10 protein-coding genes and 1 pseudogene are annotated in these 18,321 nt (G+C 68.8%); 3 read left to right on the forward strand and 8 right to left on the reverse strand.

What is annotated here, in order from left to right; genetic code table 11:
* Together AB0D74_RS45055 and AB0D74_RS45060 are read right to left on the reverse strand one after the other, a co-directional pair.
* Positions 1 to 410 (reverse strand): annotated as a pseudogene (locus tag AB0D74_RS45055) (hypothetical protein); the annotation flags it as partial.
* Complete coding sequence (locus AB0D74_RS45060; RefSeq protein WP_362600452.1) at positions 407 to 925, reverse strand: RNA polymerase sigma factor; 519 nt, start codon at positions 923 to 925, stop codon at positions 407 to 409. The pseudogene AB0D74_RS45055 and the gene AB0D74_RS45060, both read right to left, overlap by 4 nt.
* Positions 926 to 1,793: 868 nt before the next feature.
* Here AB0D74_RS45060 and AB0D74_RS45065 point away from each other — a divergent pair.
* The 3 genes from AB0D74_RS45065 (at position 1,794) to AB0D74_RS45075 (ending at position 12,295) form a co-directional block, all read left to right on the forward strand.
* Positions 1,794 to 9,518 (forward strand): RHS repeat-associated core domain-containing protein, encoded by a 7,725-nt coding sequence (locus AB0D74_RS45065; protein WP_362600455.1) that lies wholly within the window; start codon positions 1,794 to 1,796, stop codon positions 9,516 to 9,518.
* A gap of 19 nt (positions 9,519 to 9,537) precedes the next feature.
* Positions 9,538 to 11,169 (forward strand): hypothetical protein, encoded by a 1,632-nt coding sequence (locus AB0D74_RS45070; protein ID WP_362600458.1) that lies wholly within the window; start codon positions 9,538 to 9,540, stop codon positions 11,167 to 11,169.
* A 94-nt stretch (positions 11,170 to 11,263) separates the two neighbouring features.
* On the forward strand, positions 11,264 to 12,295 hold the full coding sequence (locus tag AB0D74_RS45075; protein WP_362600461.1) for a Dyp-type peroxidase: 1,032 nt from the start codon (positions 11,264 to 11,266) through the stop codon (positions 12,293 to 12,295).
* A gap of 131 nt (positions 12,296 to 12,426) precedes the next feature.
* Here the strand turns inward: AB0D74_RS45075 and AB0D74_RS45080 are convergent, their stop codons facing one another.
* Genes AB0D74_RS45080 through AB0D74_RS45105 form a run of 6 tightly spaced genes read right to left on the reverse strand, consistent with a single transcriptional unit; the run spans position 12,427 to position 18,284 of the window.
* Positions 12,427 to 13,305, reverse strand: coding sequence for an ATP-binding protein (locus tag AB0D74_RS45080; RefSeq protein WP_362600463.1), 879 nt, complete (start codon positions 13,303 to 13,305; stop codon positions 12,427 to 12,429).
* The gene (locus tag AB0D74_RS45085) at positions 13,302 to 14,885 is read right to left on the reverse strand and encodes a recombinase (protein ID WP_362600466.1); all 1,584 of its coding nucleotides are present in this window, start codon (positions 14,883 to 14,885) and stop codon (positions 13,302 to 13,304) included. The genes AB0D74_RS45080 and AB0D74_RS45085 overlap by 4 nt, the downstream gene beginning before the upstream one ends.
* 44 nt (positions 14,886 to 14,929) lie before the next feature.
* A complete protein-coding gene (gene cas6e / locus AB0D74_RS45090; protein WP_362600469.1) occupies positions 14,930 to 15,643 on the reverse strand; it encodes a type I-E CRISPR-associated protein Cas6/Cse3/CasE in 714 nt (237 codons plus the stop codon).
* Positions 15,555 to 16,433, reverse strand: a complete 879-nt coding sequence (gene cas5e / locus AB0D74_RS45095; RefSeq protein WP_362600472.1) for a type I-E CRISPR-associated protein Cas5/CasD — start codon at positions 16,431 to 16,433, stop codon at positions 15,555 to 15,557. The genes cas6e and cas5e overlap by 89 nt, the downstream gene beginning before the upstream one ends.
* Complete coding sequence (cas7e, locus tag AB0D74_RS45100) at positions 16,430 to 17,611, reverse strand: type I-E CRISPR-associated protein Cas7/Cse4/CasC (protein ID WP_362600475.1); 1,182 nt, start codon at positions 17,609 to 17,611, stop codon at positions 16,430 to 16,432. Before cas7e ends, cas5e begins: the two co-directional genes overlap by 4 nt.
* A 1-nt stretch (position 17,612) precedes the next feature.
* A complete protein-coding gene (locus AB0D74_RS45105; RefSeq protein WP_362600478.1) occupies positions 17,613 to 18,284 on the reverse strand; it encodes a type I-E CRISPR-associated protein Cse2/CasB in 672 nt (223 codons plus the stop codon).
* Positions 18,285 to 18,321 lie beyond the last annotated feature (37 nt).

Here is an 18,321-nt window from a genome sequence, read left to right on the forward strand (position 1 = left end):
GCCTTGCCGCCGACGCGGTAGTAGATGTAGCGGTAGACGGTGTCGCTGTACTGGTCGTAGAGGCGGCCGAAGGCGTCGGCCTCGCCGGCCTGGGCACGCTCCACGAGGTCTGTGACGCGGCCGCTTTCGCTGTCCGCGGCCGGATGGCACGCGGCAGGTTCGTACGGTCGGTCGGCCTGCCCGATCGCCGCGCAGAGCGCGAGCTCGCCGTTGTAGCTGCGTACTTGGCATGCCGCGGTTTCGTGGTCGCTTGCCGCTGCCATGATGGCGGGGGGCGGTGCGCCGGGAGCAGATGCAGCGCTGTGGGTGCGGGCCACAAGTTGCTTGAGGCGTTCGGCGGTTGCTTCCTCGTCGCACCACATCTCTGCCAGGGCCTGGCGTGTCTGCTCCAGGCGCTCCTGGGTGTTCATGCGCATCCCCCTTCCTCGTCGGCGTACATCTGCGCGAGACGGGACCGTGCGCGGGCCACGTGTGCCCGCGCCGTGCCAGTTTGGATGCCCATGACGTCAGCGACCTGTTCGTAGGGCATGTCGAGAAGCCAGAACAGGACCAGGGCCTCACGCTGTTGTTCGGGCAGTTGGCGCAGTTTGCGCAGCAGGTCGAGCCGCTCGTCGCAGGAGATTCCGGTGCCGGTGTCAATGAGCTGGTCGAATGCGCCGGGATCGGTCAGCTCTTTGCGTCGTAAGTGTTCCTTGTAGCTCTTGGCATGCCGCTGGGCTGCCACCGTGAACAGCCACGCCTGTGGGTTTGGATGGCTCTGGAGACGCTCCCAGTAGCGCAGGGCCTCCTCCATCGTCGCGTCGGCGGCCGCCTCCAGAACGTCGCTGCGGGCTCCGCGCGCGAAGAGGTAGCGGCGCACCCGTGGCTCGTAGCGCATGAAGAACGACTCGAACTCGTCGGCTGGATGGGGCGTACCGCTCGTCATGACGCCTGATGCCGGTCGGGATCACACGGACGCTGCTCGGTATGGATTTCCACGCTGTGGTGGCCGCCCGGTCCCTGACGCACGACAAGCCGGCTGCCCGGTGGAAGCTTCTCCGCCAAAGCTGCCAGTCCCGCATGCCGTTCTTTCTCGGTACGGGCGCTCACGCGGGAGCGGACCGTTTCCAGGAGGAGGCGCCACACGCCCGCTCCCCTGCCGCGCCGAATCATCAGAGAAGCCGCTGCGGCTGCTGCGGCCGGTGCCGCATCGTTGAGTGTTCCCACGCCGTCTCCAGCTGGTTTCGGGGCCTTGGCCGGAGGCCGCCCTCACCACAAGGAAAGGCGGGTCGGGGGCAAAACGCTGCACCGGGAAGCGACACGGGGCGCAACCACGGAAACGTCCTGCCTGGACCGCAGCGGACGGCTCCCTGAGGCGCGTTGCCACGGTCACAGCAAAGCGAGGTCATCGAGACCAGCACGCGGATTCCGTGTGACCCTCTGAGGCGGCACCAGCACATTCACGCCATCAGGCGCGCCAGGAGCGTGCACTCCCGCTGGGATCCGTCCTCACCGAGCCGGTTCCTTCCGCTGCTCAAGTCTCTCGGGGTCCGCCGGGGGGAGCTGCTGCCGGGGACCGGCACGGAGATGGTCTCGGCCATTCACTCTCACTGCTGTCGCGTACATGACGCTTGACGCATACGGTGTTACGGCTCGTGCGATGTGAGGGTGGGGGTCATGCGGCGCGTGCTCCTCATGACGTGCTCTGGGGAGGGCGCATGCAGTCACGGGACAGGCTCTTTCGCGTTTTAAGACACGGCCGCCACCGGTTGCTGACGACGGGTGCGCTCGTCCTGGCCCTGGCTGCAGGCAGCGTGTCGCTGCAGGCTGCCCCGCGGCACCCGGAGCCGGCCAGGACGGCCTCATCTCCGCAGAAGGCTTCGTCCGGGCCCAAGGCCACCTCCTCCGCCACGGCGGCCGACACGGCAGCCGCCGAGCCCACCACCGACGATGCCGCCTACGCCTACGATGCAGCAGGCCGCTTGGTCGGTGTGACCGACCCGGATGGCCAGACAGCCCGCTACCACTACGACGAAGCCGGCAACAGGCTCGGCATCGACCGGTACGCGTCCAGCACTCTCTCGGTGCTCTCCATCGTGCCGGTACGTGCTGCGCCTGGTGCCAAGGTGACCCTGTCGGGCACCGGCTTCTCCCCCACTGCCGCCGGCAACACCGTCACCTTCGGAGGCAAGGCGGCAAGCGTGATCTCGGCTTCCGCCACGCGTGTCGTGGTGACCGTGCCGGCGGACGCGGTCAGCGGAAAGGTCGCCGTGGCTGTGGGCGGTGCGAGTGCCGAGGCGCCCGAGTCGTTCACCGTTCCTGCTGCCCCCGCCATCACGAAGGTCGAGCCGTCCTCCGGTGTGGCCGGGACCGACGTCACTCTCACCGGCTCTGGGTTTGCTCCATCGATCAGCGACAACGTCGTACGCTTCAACGGCGGAACATTCGCGGAGATGGTCAGCGCCACCGACACCACGCTCACGGTGAGGGTGCCTCCGGGCGCCGCGACCACGGGCAAGATCACCGTGCAGACCCCGGACGGGAAAGCGACGTCTCCCGGGGATTTCACGATACCGCTCTCGGGCGCGGACGACTTCGAGACGACCGTCCGGGCGTCGGTGACCGGCGATGCGGTATCCGCCGCTGTCACCACGTCCGGCAAACGCGCCCGGGTGCTGTTCGACGCGGACCAGGGCCAGAGCATCTCGGTGGGATTCGCTCAGTCCACCTTCACGTCCACCCCTGCCGTGACGCTGGTCGATCCGCGCGGTGATTCGGTGGGCAGCACCGGCTACATCTACACCGGTTCCAGTGACTACGAGGTCCGCAATCTGCCGGTCTCGGGAACCTATTCGCTGGTGATCGATCCTCCCTCGACAGCCACGGGAGCGGCGCTGGTCACCGTGTCCCAGCCGGTGGGTGGGGCGCTGTCTTTCACCGACGCCCCCATCGCCACGACAATGAACCGGACGGGACAGGACGGTGCGTGGACGTTCGATGCGGTCAAGGGTGACTCGTTCAGCGTGGGCATCGACACCGCCGGAATGGGCGACACCACGAACGTGCGCCTGTACGCGCCCAACCAGGACCAGCTGAACTCGCTGTTCGTGTCGAAGGCCTATTACACCTCGCTCGACATCGATGCTCTGCCTGCCACCGGCACCTACACCCTCTACCTGGACCCCTCGAACGCTGCGACGGGCACCGCGACCGTCACCATCTCGCACTACGCGTCCGCCTCCGACCTCACCACCGACGGAGACGCCGTCCCGCTGGGAATCACCCGGCCGGGCCAGGACGGGACAGCCAGTTTCAGCGCGACCGCAGGCCAGAAGATCTCGCTCGGCGTCACCTCAACGGCCTTCTCCTCCTACGTCACCTGCGCCGTGTACGCGCCCGACGGCACGAAGGTGGACAGCTTCATCGTGTCCGCCAACAGCACCGCGGAGTGGGACAGCACCGCCCTCCCCCAGAGCGGCACGTACCGTCTGAGGACGTCACCAGACCGCCTGGGCACGGGAACTCTGGTCGCCACCCTGTCCCGTCCGGCGGATATCGGACGGCTGACCACGTCCGGGGACTCGGCTTCCGCGAGTGTCACCCGTCTCGGGCAGAACGCGGAGGCAACCTTCACCGCGTCGGCGGGGGACGATCTGTCGCTCGGATTCACGGACAACACGTTCACCACCACGGCCTACGTGGATGTCATCGCTCCCTCCGGTGCCAAGATCGTCACCTCCGCCGTGGTGTCCGCCGGCAGCGCGCTGACCAAGGGGCTGTCCGACCTCGCCGAGACCGGCACGTACACGGTGGTCCTGGATCCCTACCAGGGCGCGGTGGGCAGCCTGAAGATGACCCTGTCGGCTGATGTGACCGTGAACGTGAGCGTCGACGGAAGCTCTGTCGCTGCCACCGCCACCCGGCCGGGCCAGCGCATCCGCGCCCAGTTCACCGACCCCGCCGCCGACTTCATCGGTGTCGGACTGACCAGCAACACCGTCAACCAGACCACCTACATCAACCTGATCGGCCCGGCGGGAGGCAGCGGCACCTTCGTGACCTCGGTGGTCAAGAACACCACGCAGGCCATCCATCTCCATCCGGTGACACCGGGCACGGCCTACACCCTGCTGCTGGAACCGCAGTCCGCCGGCAGCGGTGCCGTGACACTGTGGCTGTCCAGCCCCCTGACAGCGGGAGCGCTGTCCGCGTCCGGCACCACGGGGACGATCAGCCGCCCCGGCCAGCAACTGGAATACACGCTGGCCGCCGCTGCCGGCGACGGGGCATCCGTGACGTTCGGCAACACCACTTTGACCGGGACCACCACGATCCAGTCGCTGGCCCCGGGAGCGAGCGACCCGGCCTACCTCGGCATCCTGTCTACCTCCGACGTGGACCTCAAAGCTCCGCTGTCGGCCGGTACCTACCGGCTCCTGCTGCAGCCGGCCAAACCCGTCACCGGCAGTACCACCGCCACCCTGGTCCCCGACCTGAACGCGGGCGCTCTGAGCGTGGACGGCACAGCCCGGTCCGCGACACTCACCACGACGGGTCAGAACGCCCGCTTCACCTTCGCCGGCACTGCAGGGCAGAAACTCACCCTCACCGTGAGCGGCACGCCCCCGGACGCCTGGTACCTGTCCGTCTACGGTCCCGACGCCAAGTGGCTCGTCAGCGACCGGTACATGAGCACAACCACGACGTCCTACGCCCTGACAGCCCTGCCGTCGAGCGGCACGTACACGCTCACGCTCGACCCCGCGGCGCAGAAGACCGGCACCTTCAGCCTCGGTCTGTCGACCACTGCAACCCTCGCGAGTTCCCCGGGGGACGACGCCGGAGCAGCAGGCACCCTGCTGCCCGACAAAGCGAAGACCGTCCGCGTAAGCACCAGCAGCGACAGCGGCAGCCGTGTTGATGCGGGCACAGCGCCGGACGGCGGCGGGAGCGTCCCCCGCGGCACGGATGCCTGGCAGCCGGACAAGCACAACCTCGCGGGCCAGGACTGGGTGACCCGGCGCTCCGCCGCGCCGAAAGCCCCCGCTGCGCTGCGTGCACCGCCGGGTCAGACCTCGCTGACCGGGCAGGTGCGCAAGCTGGACGGGGCGCCGCTGGCCGGTGTGAGCGTGCGGGTCGGCGTCCTTCGTGCCCGCACCGACGCCCAGGGCCGGTTCCTTCTGGCCGGGATCAGCCCGCACGCCACCACGCTGACCGTCGACGGCTCCACTGCCACCACCGGGGCCCGTGCCTACGGCCGCTTCGACATCCGTATCCATCCCCGGGCGGACGAGTCCACGGACCTCGGCTTCCCGGTGTGGATGACGCCGCTGGACACCAAGCACACCGTCACCTTCGACGCCCCCGCGAAGAAGGACATCACGCTGACCACCCCGCAGATCCCGGGCCTTGAGGTCCGCATCCCCAAGGGCTCGGTGGTCCGCGACGAGAACGGCGACACGGTCACCGAACTGGGCATCACCGCCATCCCCATCGACCGGCCGCCCTTCCCGCTGCCCAAGAACAGCGTCGTCCCGGTGTACTTCACGGTGCAGCCGGGCGGAACGTACGTGTTCCCCGAGGGCGCGCAGATCATCTATCCGAACTACACGCATGAACCGCCCGGCACCCGGGTCGACTTCATGGACTACGACCCCAAGGGCAAGGGCTGGTACGTCTACGGGCACGGCCAGGTCAGCGCAGACGGCACCCAGATCGTCCCCGACAAGAAGACCCGGGTGTGGGCCTTCCACGGCGCGATGTTCAACATTTCCACCCTGCCGTCCTGGGCGACGTCCTGGCTGGACGACGCCATCGACTGGCTCTCCGGCGACCCGGTCGACCTGTCCACCGGGCTGCTCACCGATTCCCGCACCGACCTCGCCGTCGACGACCAGCTCACCCCGATCGAGGTGACCCGCACCTACTGGCAGGGCGACACCGCCAGCCGCGCCTTCGGTATCGGACGCGACCTGATCTACAACGCGTTCCTGCACTCCGAGGAGCAGTATCAGGAAGTCGACCTGTACGTGCCCGGCGGGCAGAAGGTGCACTACGTCCGTACGTCCGCCGGCACCGGCTACGCCGATGCCGTCTTCCAGCCGCAAGCGGCCTCGGGCCGATTCCGCGGCACGGTCATCAAGTACCACAACGCGGTGTGGGAGATGACCTTCCCGGACGGCACCGTGTGGGCATTTCCCCAGTACGCGCCGCTGAAGGAGATCCGCGACCGCTACGGCAACGCCCTGACCATCACGCGTGCCGACGACACACGAGGTCCTGTCACCCGCGTGATGACGTCGGCGGGCCGCTGGATCAGCTTCTCCTACGACAGCAGCAACCGGGTCACCTCCGCCACCGACAACTCAGGCCGCAGCGTCTCCTACGGCTACGACTCGGCCGGACGCCTGCAGACCGTCACCGACCCCGCGGGGAAGGTGAGCTCCTACACCTACGACGGCACTTCCAACCGCATCGCCACCGCCAAAGACGCCCGCGACATCGTCTACATGACCAACACCTACGACGACGCCGGACGGGTCAAGCACCAGACCCTGACCGAAGGCCAGGCCTACTCTTTCGCCTACACCACGACCGGTACCGGGGAAATCACCGCCACCGAGGTAACCCGGCCCGGCGGAGCTGTACGACGGGTGGAGTTCGACAGCGGGTACGGCACCAAGGACACCGAGGCCTACGGCACCAGCCTTGCCCGCGCCACCCTCCTGGAACGCGGTACCGGTCACCGCGTCGACGCCGTGACCGACCCCTACCAGCGGCGCACCGAACTGCACTACGACACCGCGGGCAACCTGACCGGCGCTGTGGAACTGGCCGGGACCGACCAGGCCCGCTCCATCGGAACGATCGCCTACGACGGGCCCTTCGACCAGCCCAGCAGCATCACTGACGCCCTCGGTCACACCACCCAGCTCGCCTACGACGCCGCCGGCAACCTGGTCACCTTCACCGACGCCGCAGGTCGGCAGACTCTTTACACCTACACCGACACCGGCCTGCTCAAGACCGCCACCGACAACTCACACGCGGTCACCACCTACACCTACAGCAACGGCGACCTCACCTCGGTCACCGACGCCGAGGGCCGCACCAGCACCCAGTACACCGACAGTGCAGGCCGGCCCAGCGTGCTGACCGACGAAGCCGGCTCACGTACCGCCGTCTCCTACGACAAGCTCAACCAGCCCCGCACGCTGACCGACCCGCTCGACCACACCACCGTCCTCGGCTACGACAACAACGGCAATCTCACGTCCCTCACCGACCCCCGCCAGAACACCACCACCTGGTCCTACGACGACGCCGACCGGCCCGAGTCGGCCACCGACCCCCTCGGCGTCCAGGCGCTGTTCGCCTACGACGACGCCGGCTTCCTCGACAAGGCCACCAACCGGTCCGGCCTGACGGCCAAGGCCGACTACGACCTGCTGGGCCGGCTGAAGACCGTCCAGTACGGAGTCGACGATCTGGGCCACGCACAATCGACCGTCGGCTACGGCTACGACGACAAGGACCGGCTCAGGCAGATCACCGACAGCCAGACCGGCGACCAGACATTCGCCTACGACGCCTACGACCGCACAACTTCCACCGCCGGCCCCACGGGCACCGTCGACTACACCTACGATGCCGCCGACCGTCGTACCCAGATGACGGCCGCCGGAACCACGACCACGTACGGCTACGACAACTCGGACGTCCTCACGTCGATCGCCTCCGGCTCGCAGGAGGTCGACTTCGGCCTGGACACCGTAGGGCGCGAGAAGACCGCCTCCCTGCCCGGCGGGATCACCCGCACCACCGGCTACGACGCCACCGGCATCGTCACGTCCATCGCCTACACACGAGGCAGCACGCCCATCGGCAACCTGGCCTACACACGCGACCAGAGGACGCTGCAGACAGGGCTGACCGGCTCGTTGGCGAAAGTGGCCCTGCCCGCCGCGGAAAGCGGCACGCAGTTCGGCAAGGACAACCGCATCACCAGCTATGACGGGCGCGCCTTCACCTACGACGCCGACGGGCAGCTCACCGGCGACGGACTGCGCACCTACGGCTGGAACGCCCGCGGCGAACTCACCGGTGTCACCCAAGCGGGCGGTGCTGCCTCGTCGTTCGGCTACGACGCGCTCGGCGGCCGCGTCTCCAAAACCACCGGCACCGCCACCAGCCGGTACCTGACCGATGGCTCCAACCCCCTGGTGGAACAGGACGGTTCCGGGACGACCACCGCCACAGTGGCCACCTCCGGCCTGGACGACTTCCTCACCCGCACCGAAGCCGGCACGACCCAGGTCTACCTGACCGATGCCCTCGGCAGCGTGGTCGGCCTCGCGAACACCGACGGCAGTGTCGCCACCACCTACGCCTACGACCCGAACGGCACCACCACCGCCGCCGGCACCGCCTCGTCGAACCCGCACACCTACACCGGCCGCGAGGACGACGGCACCGGCCTGCTCTACTACCGCAACCGCTACTACGACCCCCAGACCGGCCGTTTCATCTCCCAGGACCCCATCGGCCAGGCCGGCGGCAGCAACCTCTACCAGTACGCCCTCTCCTCCCCCACCACCTACACCGACCCCTCCGGGAAGAACCCCCTGATCGCCGCCTGTGTCATCGGCGGTGTCGTGGACGGCGGCCTGGACTGGCTCACCCAGCGCCTGTCCGGCCGCAAGGTCAACTGGGGCCAGGTCGGTATCGCTGCCGCCACCGGCTGCCTGGCCGGCATGCTCGGCGAAGGCCTCGGCACGATCGCCTCCGATGCCAGAGCAGGAAGCAGACTCGGCCAGTGCGCCGTGCCCAACAGCTTTACCGGCGACACCCCCGTCCTGATGGCCGACGGCACCCACAAACCCATCAGGGACCTCGGCATCGGCGACCGCGTGATCGCCACCGACCCGGCCACGGGTGAGAGCGGACCGCGCACCGTCACCGCCCTGATCCAAGGAAGCGGCGACAAACAGCTCGTCGACGTCACCCTCGACACCGACGGCCCGACCGGCAGCAAGACCAGCACCGTCACCGCCACCGACGGCCACCCCTTCTGGGTCCCCCGCCTGCACCAGTGGGTCGATGCCGGCGACCTCCAAGCCGGCCAGTGGCTGCAGACCAGCAGCGGCACCTGGGTCCAGATCACCGCCATCCGCCGGCACACCGAACAGACCACGGTCTACAACCTCACCGTCGACGGCCTCCACACCTACTATGTGCTCGCAGGCACGACGCCTCTTCTGGTCCACAACTGCGGCGTTGATCCGGCCGCGGTCAACCCGGACTTCACCACAGGAGCCGTCCGCAACGCCGACGGCACGTGGACCATCCCCGAGGACTCCCCGCTGTACCGGCCGCCGGGGAAGAACAGGGTCGGATCGGGAAGGTTCGAGGGCAGGATCGAACTCGATCCGAAGAAGAATCCGCAGACACGCACGGGCGAGGCAACAGAGGCCATCACGCGTTTCGTTGACAAGCTGCCCGACATGCACCTGCCCGGGCACCTCCCGGGCGCCGGCTGAGACGAGAGTGGGGGCCTGGATGGATGCGCGTGCCGCACTACGGCAACTGAAGCACCGGGCCGACGCCGGAGAGCCGTTGGAGGCCCTCTCCCATCCGGCACTCGGCCTCCTCAGACGATCCGCTGCCCCCATGGAGGGCGTGTCCTTCGACGAGGATGCCCGGCAGATGGCCGTCCGCGTGGCGGACGGCACGATGATCCACGGCGGCCGGGCCGCCGGGGAAGAACGTCTGCGCGGAGCCAGGTTGCTGGCCGGGTGTCTGCACGCGCTGGCCCATGGCGGGGTCCATCTGATCACGCCCGACGCACGGCAGGCGCGGGAAGAGGGGGAACGGGCCGCAGCGGTGTACGGGCCGCTGGGTATCAGCGTCGGTGTCCTGCGCGAAGGCATGGACGAGGACGAGCGCGGCACGGCCTACGCCGCCGATGTCACGGTGGGGGCGTATCGCAGGTTCGGTATGGACCTGCTTCGCGACCGGCAGTCCCTGGAGCCGCGGGACGGGGCGCGCCCGGCACCGTGTGCGGCGGTGGTGAAGGACCCGGGGCACGTGCTGATCGCCCCGATCGTCGAACCGCTGATGCTGCTGGAGGACGAAGCCTCCCCGGCGGAAGAGCTGCGGAAGTCGGCCCGTATGGCAGCCGCATTGCGCGGTGGACTGGACTACGCGGTCGATACGGCACGTGGTGTCGTACGGCTCACGGCGGAGGGGCGCAAACGGCTGCACGATGCCTTTGGCGTGATCGATCCAGCCCACGTCGAGACCCTGCTGCTGGAGAAACGCGTCACGGAGGCGGTCGCCGCCGCAGGCTGCTACGCCCGGGGCCGTGATTACGACATCACCGACGGTGCCGTGGTGCCCCTGGCCTCCGGCACTTTGCCCGCCGGGGTGCGCTTGCACGGAGGACTGCTCCAGGCGATCGAGACCAAGGAGGGGATGCCGGCCAGTGACACGCAGTGGATCACTGCGACGGTCTCGGTCTTCGAGTACTTCCAGCGCTACTCCCGGGTGGGCGGCACATCGTCGGCGGAGCTGATGTTCACGGCCGAACTCGAAGAGCTCTTCGGGCTGAACGTGTGGGATCGCCGGGGCCCCGAAGAGCTCAAGACCCAGCAGCAACACGCACAGCAGATGGCCGCATACCTGACACTGAACCGTCAGATCGCCCAATGGGGGCGGCCGGGGGTGCAACAGCGCACCGAACTCTACGACGTACGCGGCCGCATCTGGGAGCCGCTCGAACTGCGGGTGCTGCTGCGTCATCTGGTCGAGACCGTGGTGAAGGACGAAATCCGGCACGGCAACGCCGGCCTTGGACAACTGCGCGGCGGGCCCGGCGGGTTGGCCACAGAGTTGCTCCGTGAGCAGGCGGCCGGCACCGCGGACCCACGGAGGGCCGAGGACACCGTGCTGACGAGAGTGCGCACCATCTGCGACGACTACCTGAGGACCGACCCGGATGCTCAGCGCCTGGCCGTGCAGTCCGCGCTCGATCAAGCAGCCGTCTACCAGGCCCAGGCCGAGTTGTACTACCGCGACCGGTACTGGCCCGACGACCTCGCGACGTTCGAGGAAGAGCTGACCGCAGTGCACGACAGCCTCCGCACCCAGTTCGAGCGCGCGGTGGCACGCCAAGTCCTGGACCGCGGCTGAAGAACGTTCTCATCACGCCGTCGCCTCTGGCCCGCCACTCTCGAAGGACTCTCTCCTTACGATGACAAGCAGACGCGGAATCCTGCGGACCTCTGTGGCCGCCGCCATCGGCATCGCCGGGCTGGGTGCTGTGGGCGCTGCCGCTCTGAAAGGCGCATCCGAGCACGGGACTCAGGCGCCCGCCCACCTGCGTGGCGCAGCACCGCTGCCGTATGCCCGGGTCATTTCCTTGAATCTGGCCATCGATGAGAAGCACCGCGCTGACGCCCTCGGTGCCGCATGCCGGGCTGTCGCAGCCGTCGATGGCGGGCAGACAGCCGCCTGGATGGCCATCGGCGCAGACGGATTACCCCAAAGTGCCATCATTCCACGGCAGTTGAAGCGAATGCCCTCCTTCGCCGGTGACCTGCTCGACTCCTCCAGCTCGCATGGCGACCTTCTGATCCACATCACCGCAGCCTCGGCCCGGGCAGTGTCAGACGCGGCCGGCCAGGCACTGCGGGCCCTGCCTCAATGGGACGTGCGGTGGCACCTGGACGGCCACCGCCCCGAGAACCACGTCGAACACGGCAAAGGACTGGCCCGCAACCCTTTCCACTTCGCCGAGGGCTACGGCAACCCCGACACCACCGCAGGGATCACTGAGCGAGCAGTGGTCACGGCCGACCAGGGAGAACCGGACTGGGCGGTGGGCGGAAGCTACCAGGTGGTGCGGATCATCCGCCTCGCCACCGACTTCTGGGACCGTGACACCGTCCACGAGCAGGAACGCGTCATCGGTCGGCGCAGGGACGGCCGATGGCTGGACGGCACTCCGAGCACCGAACAGCCCGCATTCGCCGCAGACCCCGCAGGAAAGATCACCCCGCTCGACTCACACGTCCGCAAGGCCGCGCCCGACCGGCGCCATCCTCCGCCCCTGGTCCGGCGCGGCTACAACTACCAGCGCAGCACGGACGACCAGGGCCTGATCTTCTCCTGCTTCCAACGCGACCTCGAAAAGGGCTTCGAAGCCGTACAGCACCGGCTCCAGGGCGAGGCCATGACCAAGTACACCCTCACCACCGGCGGAGGGTACTTCTTCGTCCCTCCACCCGGAGACAGCTGGCTGACAGCGCTGCTCTGAGATGAGAAGCCGTGCGGTTGAGATCGGTAGGGACTCCAACTCTGGGGAGCCGCGAGATGAGGTGCCGCAGCCGCCGGCGTATTCCTCTCGCAGCTGGGTGAGGAATACGCCAGCGGCTGGGGGCGGTCGGATCAGTCTGTGTGGCGCTGGGTCGGGTCGAGTCGGCTGAGTACGGCGCGGACCAGGTCACGGCTGTAGGGAAGGCTTGGTTCGCGGGCGGGTTCGTCGCGGGTGGGGCCGGTGGGTGCGTGCGGGGGTTCGACTGGTGCGTTTGGCGTGGCGGGTCCGTGCAGTTGTTCTTGGATCAGGTAGGTGATCTTTGCCCATTGGCGGAAGTTGCCGTGGCAGACGAGGTCGTCGATCCACAGCAGGTCGTCGGAGGGAGCGCTGCTCCATAGGGGGTGGTACTGGGGGATGACGGTGAGGACTTCACCGGGTGTGAGTGGTTTGTAGCGCTGCCAGACGAGGATGCGGGAGTCGAGCGCGGGCCGGTTTTTGATCTTCTGGTAGCAGCTTTCCGCGCCGACGAGGACAACGGCGATGCGGGTGTCCTCGTCGTCCCAGAGTTCACGGATGAATTCGAAGGCGCGAGTGTCGAGCCACTGGGCTTCGTCGACGACCAGGACGTGGGAGGTTTCGGACAGTGCCTCTTTGATCATGGCTTCGCAGCGGGTGCTGCGGGCGGGAGGCTGGCCGGGCAGGTCGAGCTTTTTGTAGAGGGTCTCCAGGAGGGCCTGGATCCTGGAGGAGCTGAGTTTGACGCGCAGGGTGGTGTGGGGGGCGAGGTCGTCGAGGTGGCTGTTGACGGCGAAGGTCTTGCCGAGGCCGACGCCGCCGTGGACGCACATCATGGCGCCCCTGCCGTCGTGGGCGTTGAGGGTGGTGACGAGGTTGGCGTAGGTCTCTGCGCTGGCTTGGGTGAGGATGGCGCGGGCGTTCGGCAGGCCGAGGTAGTGGTAGTTGGGGCCGGTGGCCGGGTGGTTGCCGGGGATGGCGGCCGGTTGGGTCATGGGGTGTCCTGGGGCTTGGGGCCGGGCAGGGGTGGTGTCCAGCGGTCGGATGCGGGCTGAGGCCGGTTGAGGAGGTCGGGCCGGGCCTCGGAGTGCGGGTCGTGCGGGGGTGTGCGCAGTTTGCGCAGTTGGTCGGCTGCCTGGCTGGCGGTGAGGCGGTTGCGGGGCTGGGGTGGTTGGGCGACGGTGGTGGGGACGAAGCGGGGTTTGGAGTTCTTGCGGGCCCGGCGGGCTTTGGCGGCGTAGTGGTCGGCTTCGCGGCGGCGGGCGTTGCGCAGGTCGTGGGCTTGCTGGGGGCTGATCTCGTCGCTGCGGAAGGCGGCGCCGCGGTAGGCGAGGGTGTCGGAGTCGTAGAGCTCGACGCGGTGGAACTGGTTGGGTTCGTGGCGCAGGCGGACCATCTCGCCGGCGCTGCCGTGGCCGTGCATCCAGTCGCCGACGTAGTAGGCGCTCTTCCAGCGGACGCCTTTGCTGGTGATCTTCAGGGCCGGGCCGGTGTCCTTGAGGGTGTAGGTGTGGAGGTCTTCGGCATCGAGGGTGTCGATGGGGGTGAGGTCGGCGTGCCAGGCCTGGGCGGGGGTGCGCCGGTAGAGGCGGGCGATGGTGTGGTCGTTGTTCCACCAGTCGACCCAGTCCAGCAGGAGGGTGACGAAGGTTTCGTAGTCGAGGAGTTCGTCCATTTCCCACAGGGGGCGGCCTCGGCGGTCGCGGCGGCTTCGGGGGGTGTGGGAGTAGCCGGGCAGGCCTTTGAACAGTGTGTGTTTGACGGCGCCGTTGACGGCTTCGACGGTGCCTTTGAGGTGGGGGCTGTAGGGGGGCAGGACGATCAGTTCGGTGCCGAATTTCTTGAACGCCTCGTCGACGCAGGTGCTCAGGAAGTCGCGGCCGCGGTCGACGCGGACTTTGCGGGGGATGCCGCCGAAAGGCCGGTAGTGGTCGCCACAGAGGATGGCGTCGCGGGCGGCGGCGAGGATGGCGTCCTGGCCGGGCTGGTGGGGGGTGACGGCCAGGCCGCAGATGGTGCAGGTGGCGTGGTCGACGAACCAGGTGATCCAGGGTTTGCTGCGCTGTCCGTCGACGTTGACGAAGACGCTGGCTTCGACGTGGTCGGTTTCCCAGACGTCGTTGCGGTTGCCGTGCGGACGCAGGGCGTGCACGTCGTGGCGGCGGCGCCCGGCTTCTCCGTCCTTGAGGGCGGCGCGTTGGCCGTGGTTGAGTTCGCGGCCCACGGCGCGGTGGAAGGTGGCCAGGGATGTCGGCGGGGTGCCGAGGAGGGCGCGTTGGGCGAGTTCCCGGTAGGCGGCAGTGACGTTGCCGTGCCATTGGGTCAGGGTCTCGTGCATGGCCGGGGTGAGGGTGAAGTGGTGGCGGCCCTTTGGGGTGTAGGTGCCTTTGTGGGTGTCGGCGTTGTCCATCCAGCGGCGCACGGTGCGCCAGTGGACGGTGAAGGCGCTGGCGACGGTTCGGACGTCGTGGTGGGTGAGGTTCTGTGCGGCGCGTAGGCGCAGCAGGCGTCGTATGGCGGCGGCGCGCAGGGAGGTGGTGTCGTAGGTGCCGTCGGGTGGGGGTGTGGCAGGCACGGGGCGGGGCTTTCGGTCGAGTGCCGGGCAAGGGGGCGGGTGGGTCAGGCGGGGGCGAGGGTGAGCAGGCCGGCGCCGTAGGGTTTGCCGCGGCCGATGCCGGTGAGCAGGGCGTGGCTGAGCTGGTCGGGGTCGGTGATGGTGGCCAGGCCGTCGAAGCGGGTCAGCGCGTGTACGGGGCCGGGCGTGTGGGCGGATTCGTCGGTGCTGCCGGGGTGGTGTTTCCGGGAGCGGCGGAAGCGGGCGGGGGTGGCGTCGGCGGTGGTCAGGGTGAGGCCGGCCTGGTGGGCGCGGCGCTGCCACCAGGCGAGGGCGTCGTCGCCGGTAAGGGGGATGACTTTCCTGCCGTGTGGGTGGTCGACGGGCTGGTGGTCGTCCAGGACGCGGCGGACGGCGCTGGCGTTGGCGGTGATGCGGTAGTTCACCTGGCGGCCCGGGGCCAAGGCCTGGAACATGGGGTGCAGGGTGCGGGTTTCGGCGGTGCCGTAGCGGTCGGGCAGGCGGGTGAGGTCGGGCGGCTGGTGGGACTGGATGAGCAGGGTGGGCGGGGTGGTGTCGGTGGCGTCTTCCAGACGGAAGAGGAGTCCTGCCTTCTGGCGTGGGTGGTCGCCGAGGTCGTCGGGGGCCAGGAGCATCACGGTCTTGTGCAGGCTGGCGGAGTCGGCGAGGTCACGGCGCGCAGCCTGGCTGCGGCGGTTGAGACGGATCCGGGTGAGCGTCGCTGTGGCAGCGAGGGTGTCGGCAAGAGGGCTGGTCACAGGACGGTGTCTCCTGGTGGATGTAGGCGGTCAGTTCGGTGAGCGCGGGGGGCGGGGCGTACAGGGTGGCGGGAAGGGGCTCGGTGCTGCGCCAGATGCGGCGGGTGCGGTGGGAGCGCCGTGTGGGGGTGAAGTCGGTGGGCACGTCGGCGACTTCACGTTCGCTGCGGGCGGCGGGCACGTGGGCTGGCGGGTTCTCCCAGATGAAGTCCACGGGCACCGTGTCCTGCCCGGGCCTGGGTGGGACGCTCAGGCTGAGCGGGACGTGGTGGAGGAGTTCACCGACCGGGTCGGGGTGCGGGCCGTGCAGGACGAGGGGTTCGTTGGGGACGCAGGAGCGCCGGCCCAGGTAGGGGGCGAAGGCGGGCTGTTCGAGGCGGTGGGCGAGGTGCTCCAGCAGCGGATCGGGGCCTTGTACGGCGAGGGTGAAGACGGCGTCGGCGAGGTAGACGCGTTCGCTGATGAGGGTGGATTTCTCTGCGGGGCGGTATTCGCCGCTGCTGGTGCGCAAGCCCTCCTGGTGGCCGCGGCCGCCGCCGACCGTGTGGTAGTCGGTGTGGCGGGTGCCGGGGCGGTCGATGCGGACGGTGAGCTCCAGGTCCGTGTACGGGATTTTCCCGGTGGCCGGGTCGGGTGCGAGGGCTTCCTCCCGGGCGCGTCCGTCGGCGGCGGCGAACATGCCGATGAGGGCCGAGCGCGAGGGGAAGGGGAGGGTGTCGCGGTAGTGGAACGCGGCGTGTTCCCCGAACGACATCAGGGGTGCGGCCAGGCGGAGCAGGATGCCGTTCATACGGTCGCGGCCGAGGGCAGGGCAGCGGTCTCGGTGAGCACGTCGATGAGGTCGTCGAGGCTGGAATGGGCGGTGCCGAGGTGGTCGACAGGCTCGTTTTGGAGGGTGGTGTAGCCGGAGCCGATGAGACGGCGGGTGCCGATCATCCGGTTCAGCTGGCCGGCGTGTTCGGACAGGGCGTGGACGGCGGGGGTGGTGTAGCCGCCGCCGTGGGCGTGCTTGACGGGCTTTTCGAACGCGCCGGCGTAGGAGACGGGGCGGCGGTCGCGGATCGCGTAGTGGATGAGGTGGGGGTAGGTGTGCGGGGCGGTGGATGTCTTCTTCGCACCAGGCATGACGTCGGTGAAGGCCTCAGCGAACAGGGCCAGCAGGTGCAGGGCCTGCTTGTGGTCGCCGTCCAGGTTGCGGGTCAGTTCGGTGAGGTTGACGGTGGCGTAGCGGTAGAACAGGCCGGTGGTGAAGAAGGCGGTCTGCAGGTGGGCGCTTCCGGTTTCATCGTGCTCCGTCCAGTCGTCCACCGCCGTGAAGTAGTCCGGCTGGGAAGCGCCTTGGTGCACGCTGAAGGCATGCGCCATCTGTACAGCGCCGTCCACGTGGGCGCCGCTGATCTCGGCGAGCATGCGGCCGAAGAGGTTGATGGTGGCGGTGCGGCGGCGGATGAGGGCGGTGACCGTGCGGGTGGGCAGGACTGCGTCCGGCTTGGTCTTCTTGGCCTTGGGCTTGGCCTGTTCGGCGGTGTGGGCGAGGAGGGCTTCTTCGAGCTGCGGGCGGTGTTCGATGCACAGGGCTGTGAAGTCGTCGAGGACGTCGCGCGGCAGGAAGAGGGTGGCTGAGGTGATGCCGTTCTGGTTTTCCTCGGTCTTCAGTCCGTCCCGGGTGGCCGAGCGCACGATCTGGGCTCCGGCGAAGGCGGCGAGGTCATCGGGCAGACCGGCTGCGCGCAGGCGGTCTGCCACCCTCAGGGGCAGCTTGCGGGTGCGGGCAGCGCGTTCGTCGAGGATTTCCTCCAGCCACAGGCGGACGGGCCGCTTCCAGGCCTGGGAGGACACCATGGGCCGGATGACGCCGCCGAATTCCATGGTTTTGGGCAGGTCGTCCTCCCCTCGGTTCAGGAGGGAGGCGCCCACAGGGTGCAGGACGTGGAAGTCGGCGTAGCGGGCGGGGGCGTAGGCGGCCATGTCAGTGCTCCGTGAGGTTGAGGGTGTGGAGGGCGAGGAAGTAGTTCTCGCGCCAGCGAGCAGCGATCTCCATCCGGTCGTCGTCCCACCAGGCCAGGTCCTCGAGGAGAACAGCGAAGTCGAGGCGGGCGGCACCTCGGCTGTGCAGATGGCTGGCCAGCGCCCACAGCTGCGGGTGCAGCAGTGCGGTGTCGAGTCCGGTGAGAACCCTGACCCGGTTGGTCATGCTGGCTTCCTTGAAGCCGTATCGGGCCACGGCGATGGCGAGGTGGGTGCCGAGATCGGGGCGGCTGCGCCAGGGCCGCGCGGGCGTGGCCGGTTGCGGGAGGGGCTGGCCGTGGGGTGGCGTGGAGGCGCGGGTGGCATCGGGTGCGGCGGGGTTGTGCTGGTTGTTGCCGGGGTCCGGGGTGAGCAGTTCGGGTTGGTAGGGGTCGTCTTCGTGGGGCAGGTCGCGGTGCACGGCGATGAGGCTGGCGACGGTGTAGTGGGCGCGGCGTGCTCCGAAGCCGGCGATGTGCCGGGTGAGGTGTTCGGGCATGCGCGGGCACTGGGCGACGGGGCGTGCGAGGCCCGAGGCGAGGTCTGCGCGGATGCTGTTGACCGCGCACAGGGTGATGACCTGGCGGACGAAGTCGTCGTAGTGGGCGCGGCGTTGCGCCGTGGTGACGGGCATGGTGCGGCAGCCTTCGGTTAGGTGGCAGGAAGGTGGG

The sequence above is a fragment of the Streptomyces sp. NPDC048278 genome, assembly GCF_040652195.1.
Classification (GTDB): Bacteria; Actinomycetota; Actinomycetes; order Streptomycetales; family Streptomycetaceae; genus Streptomyces.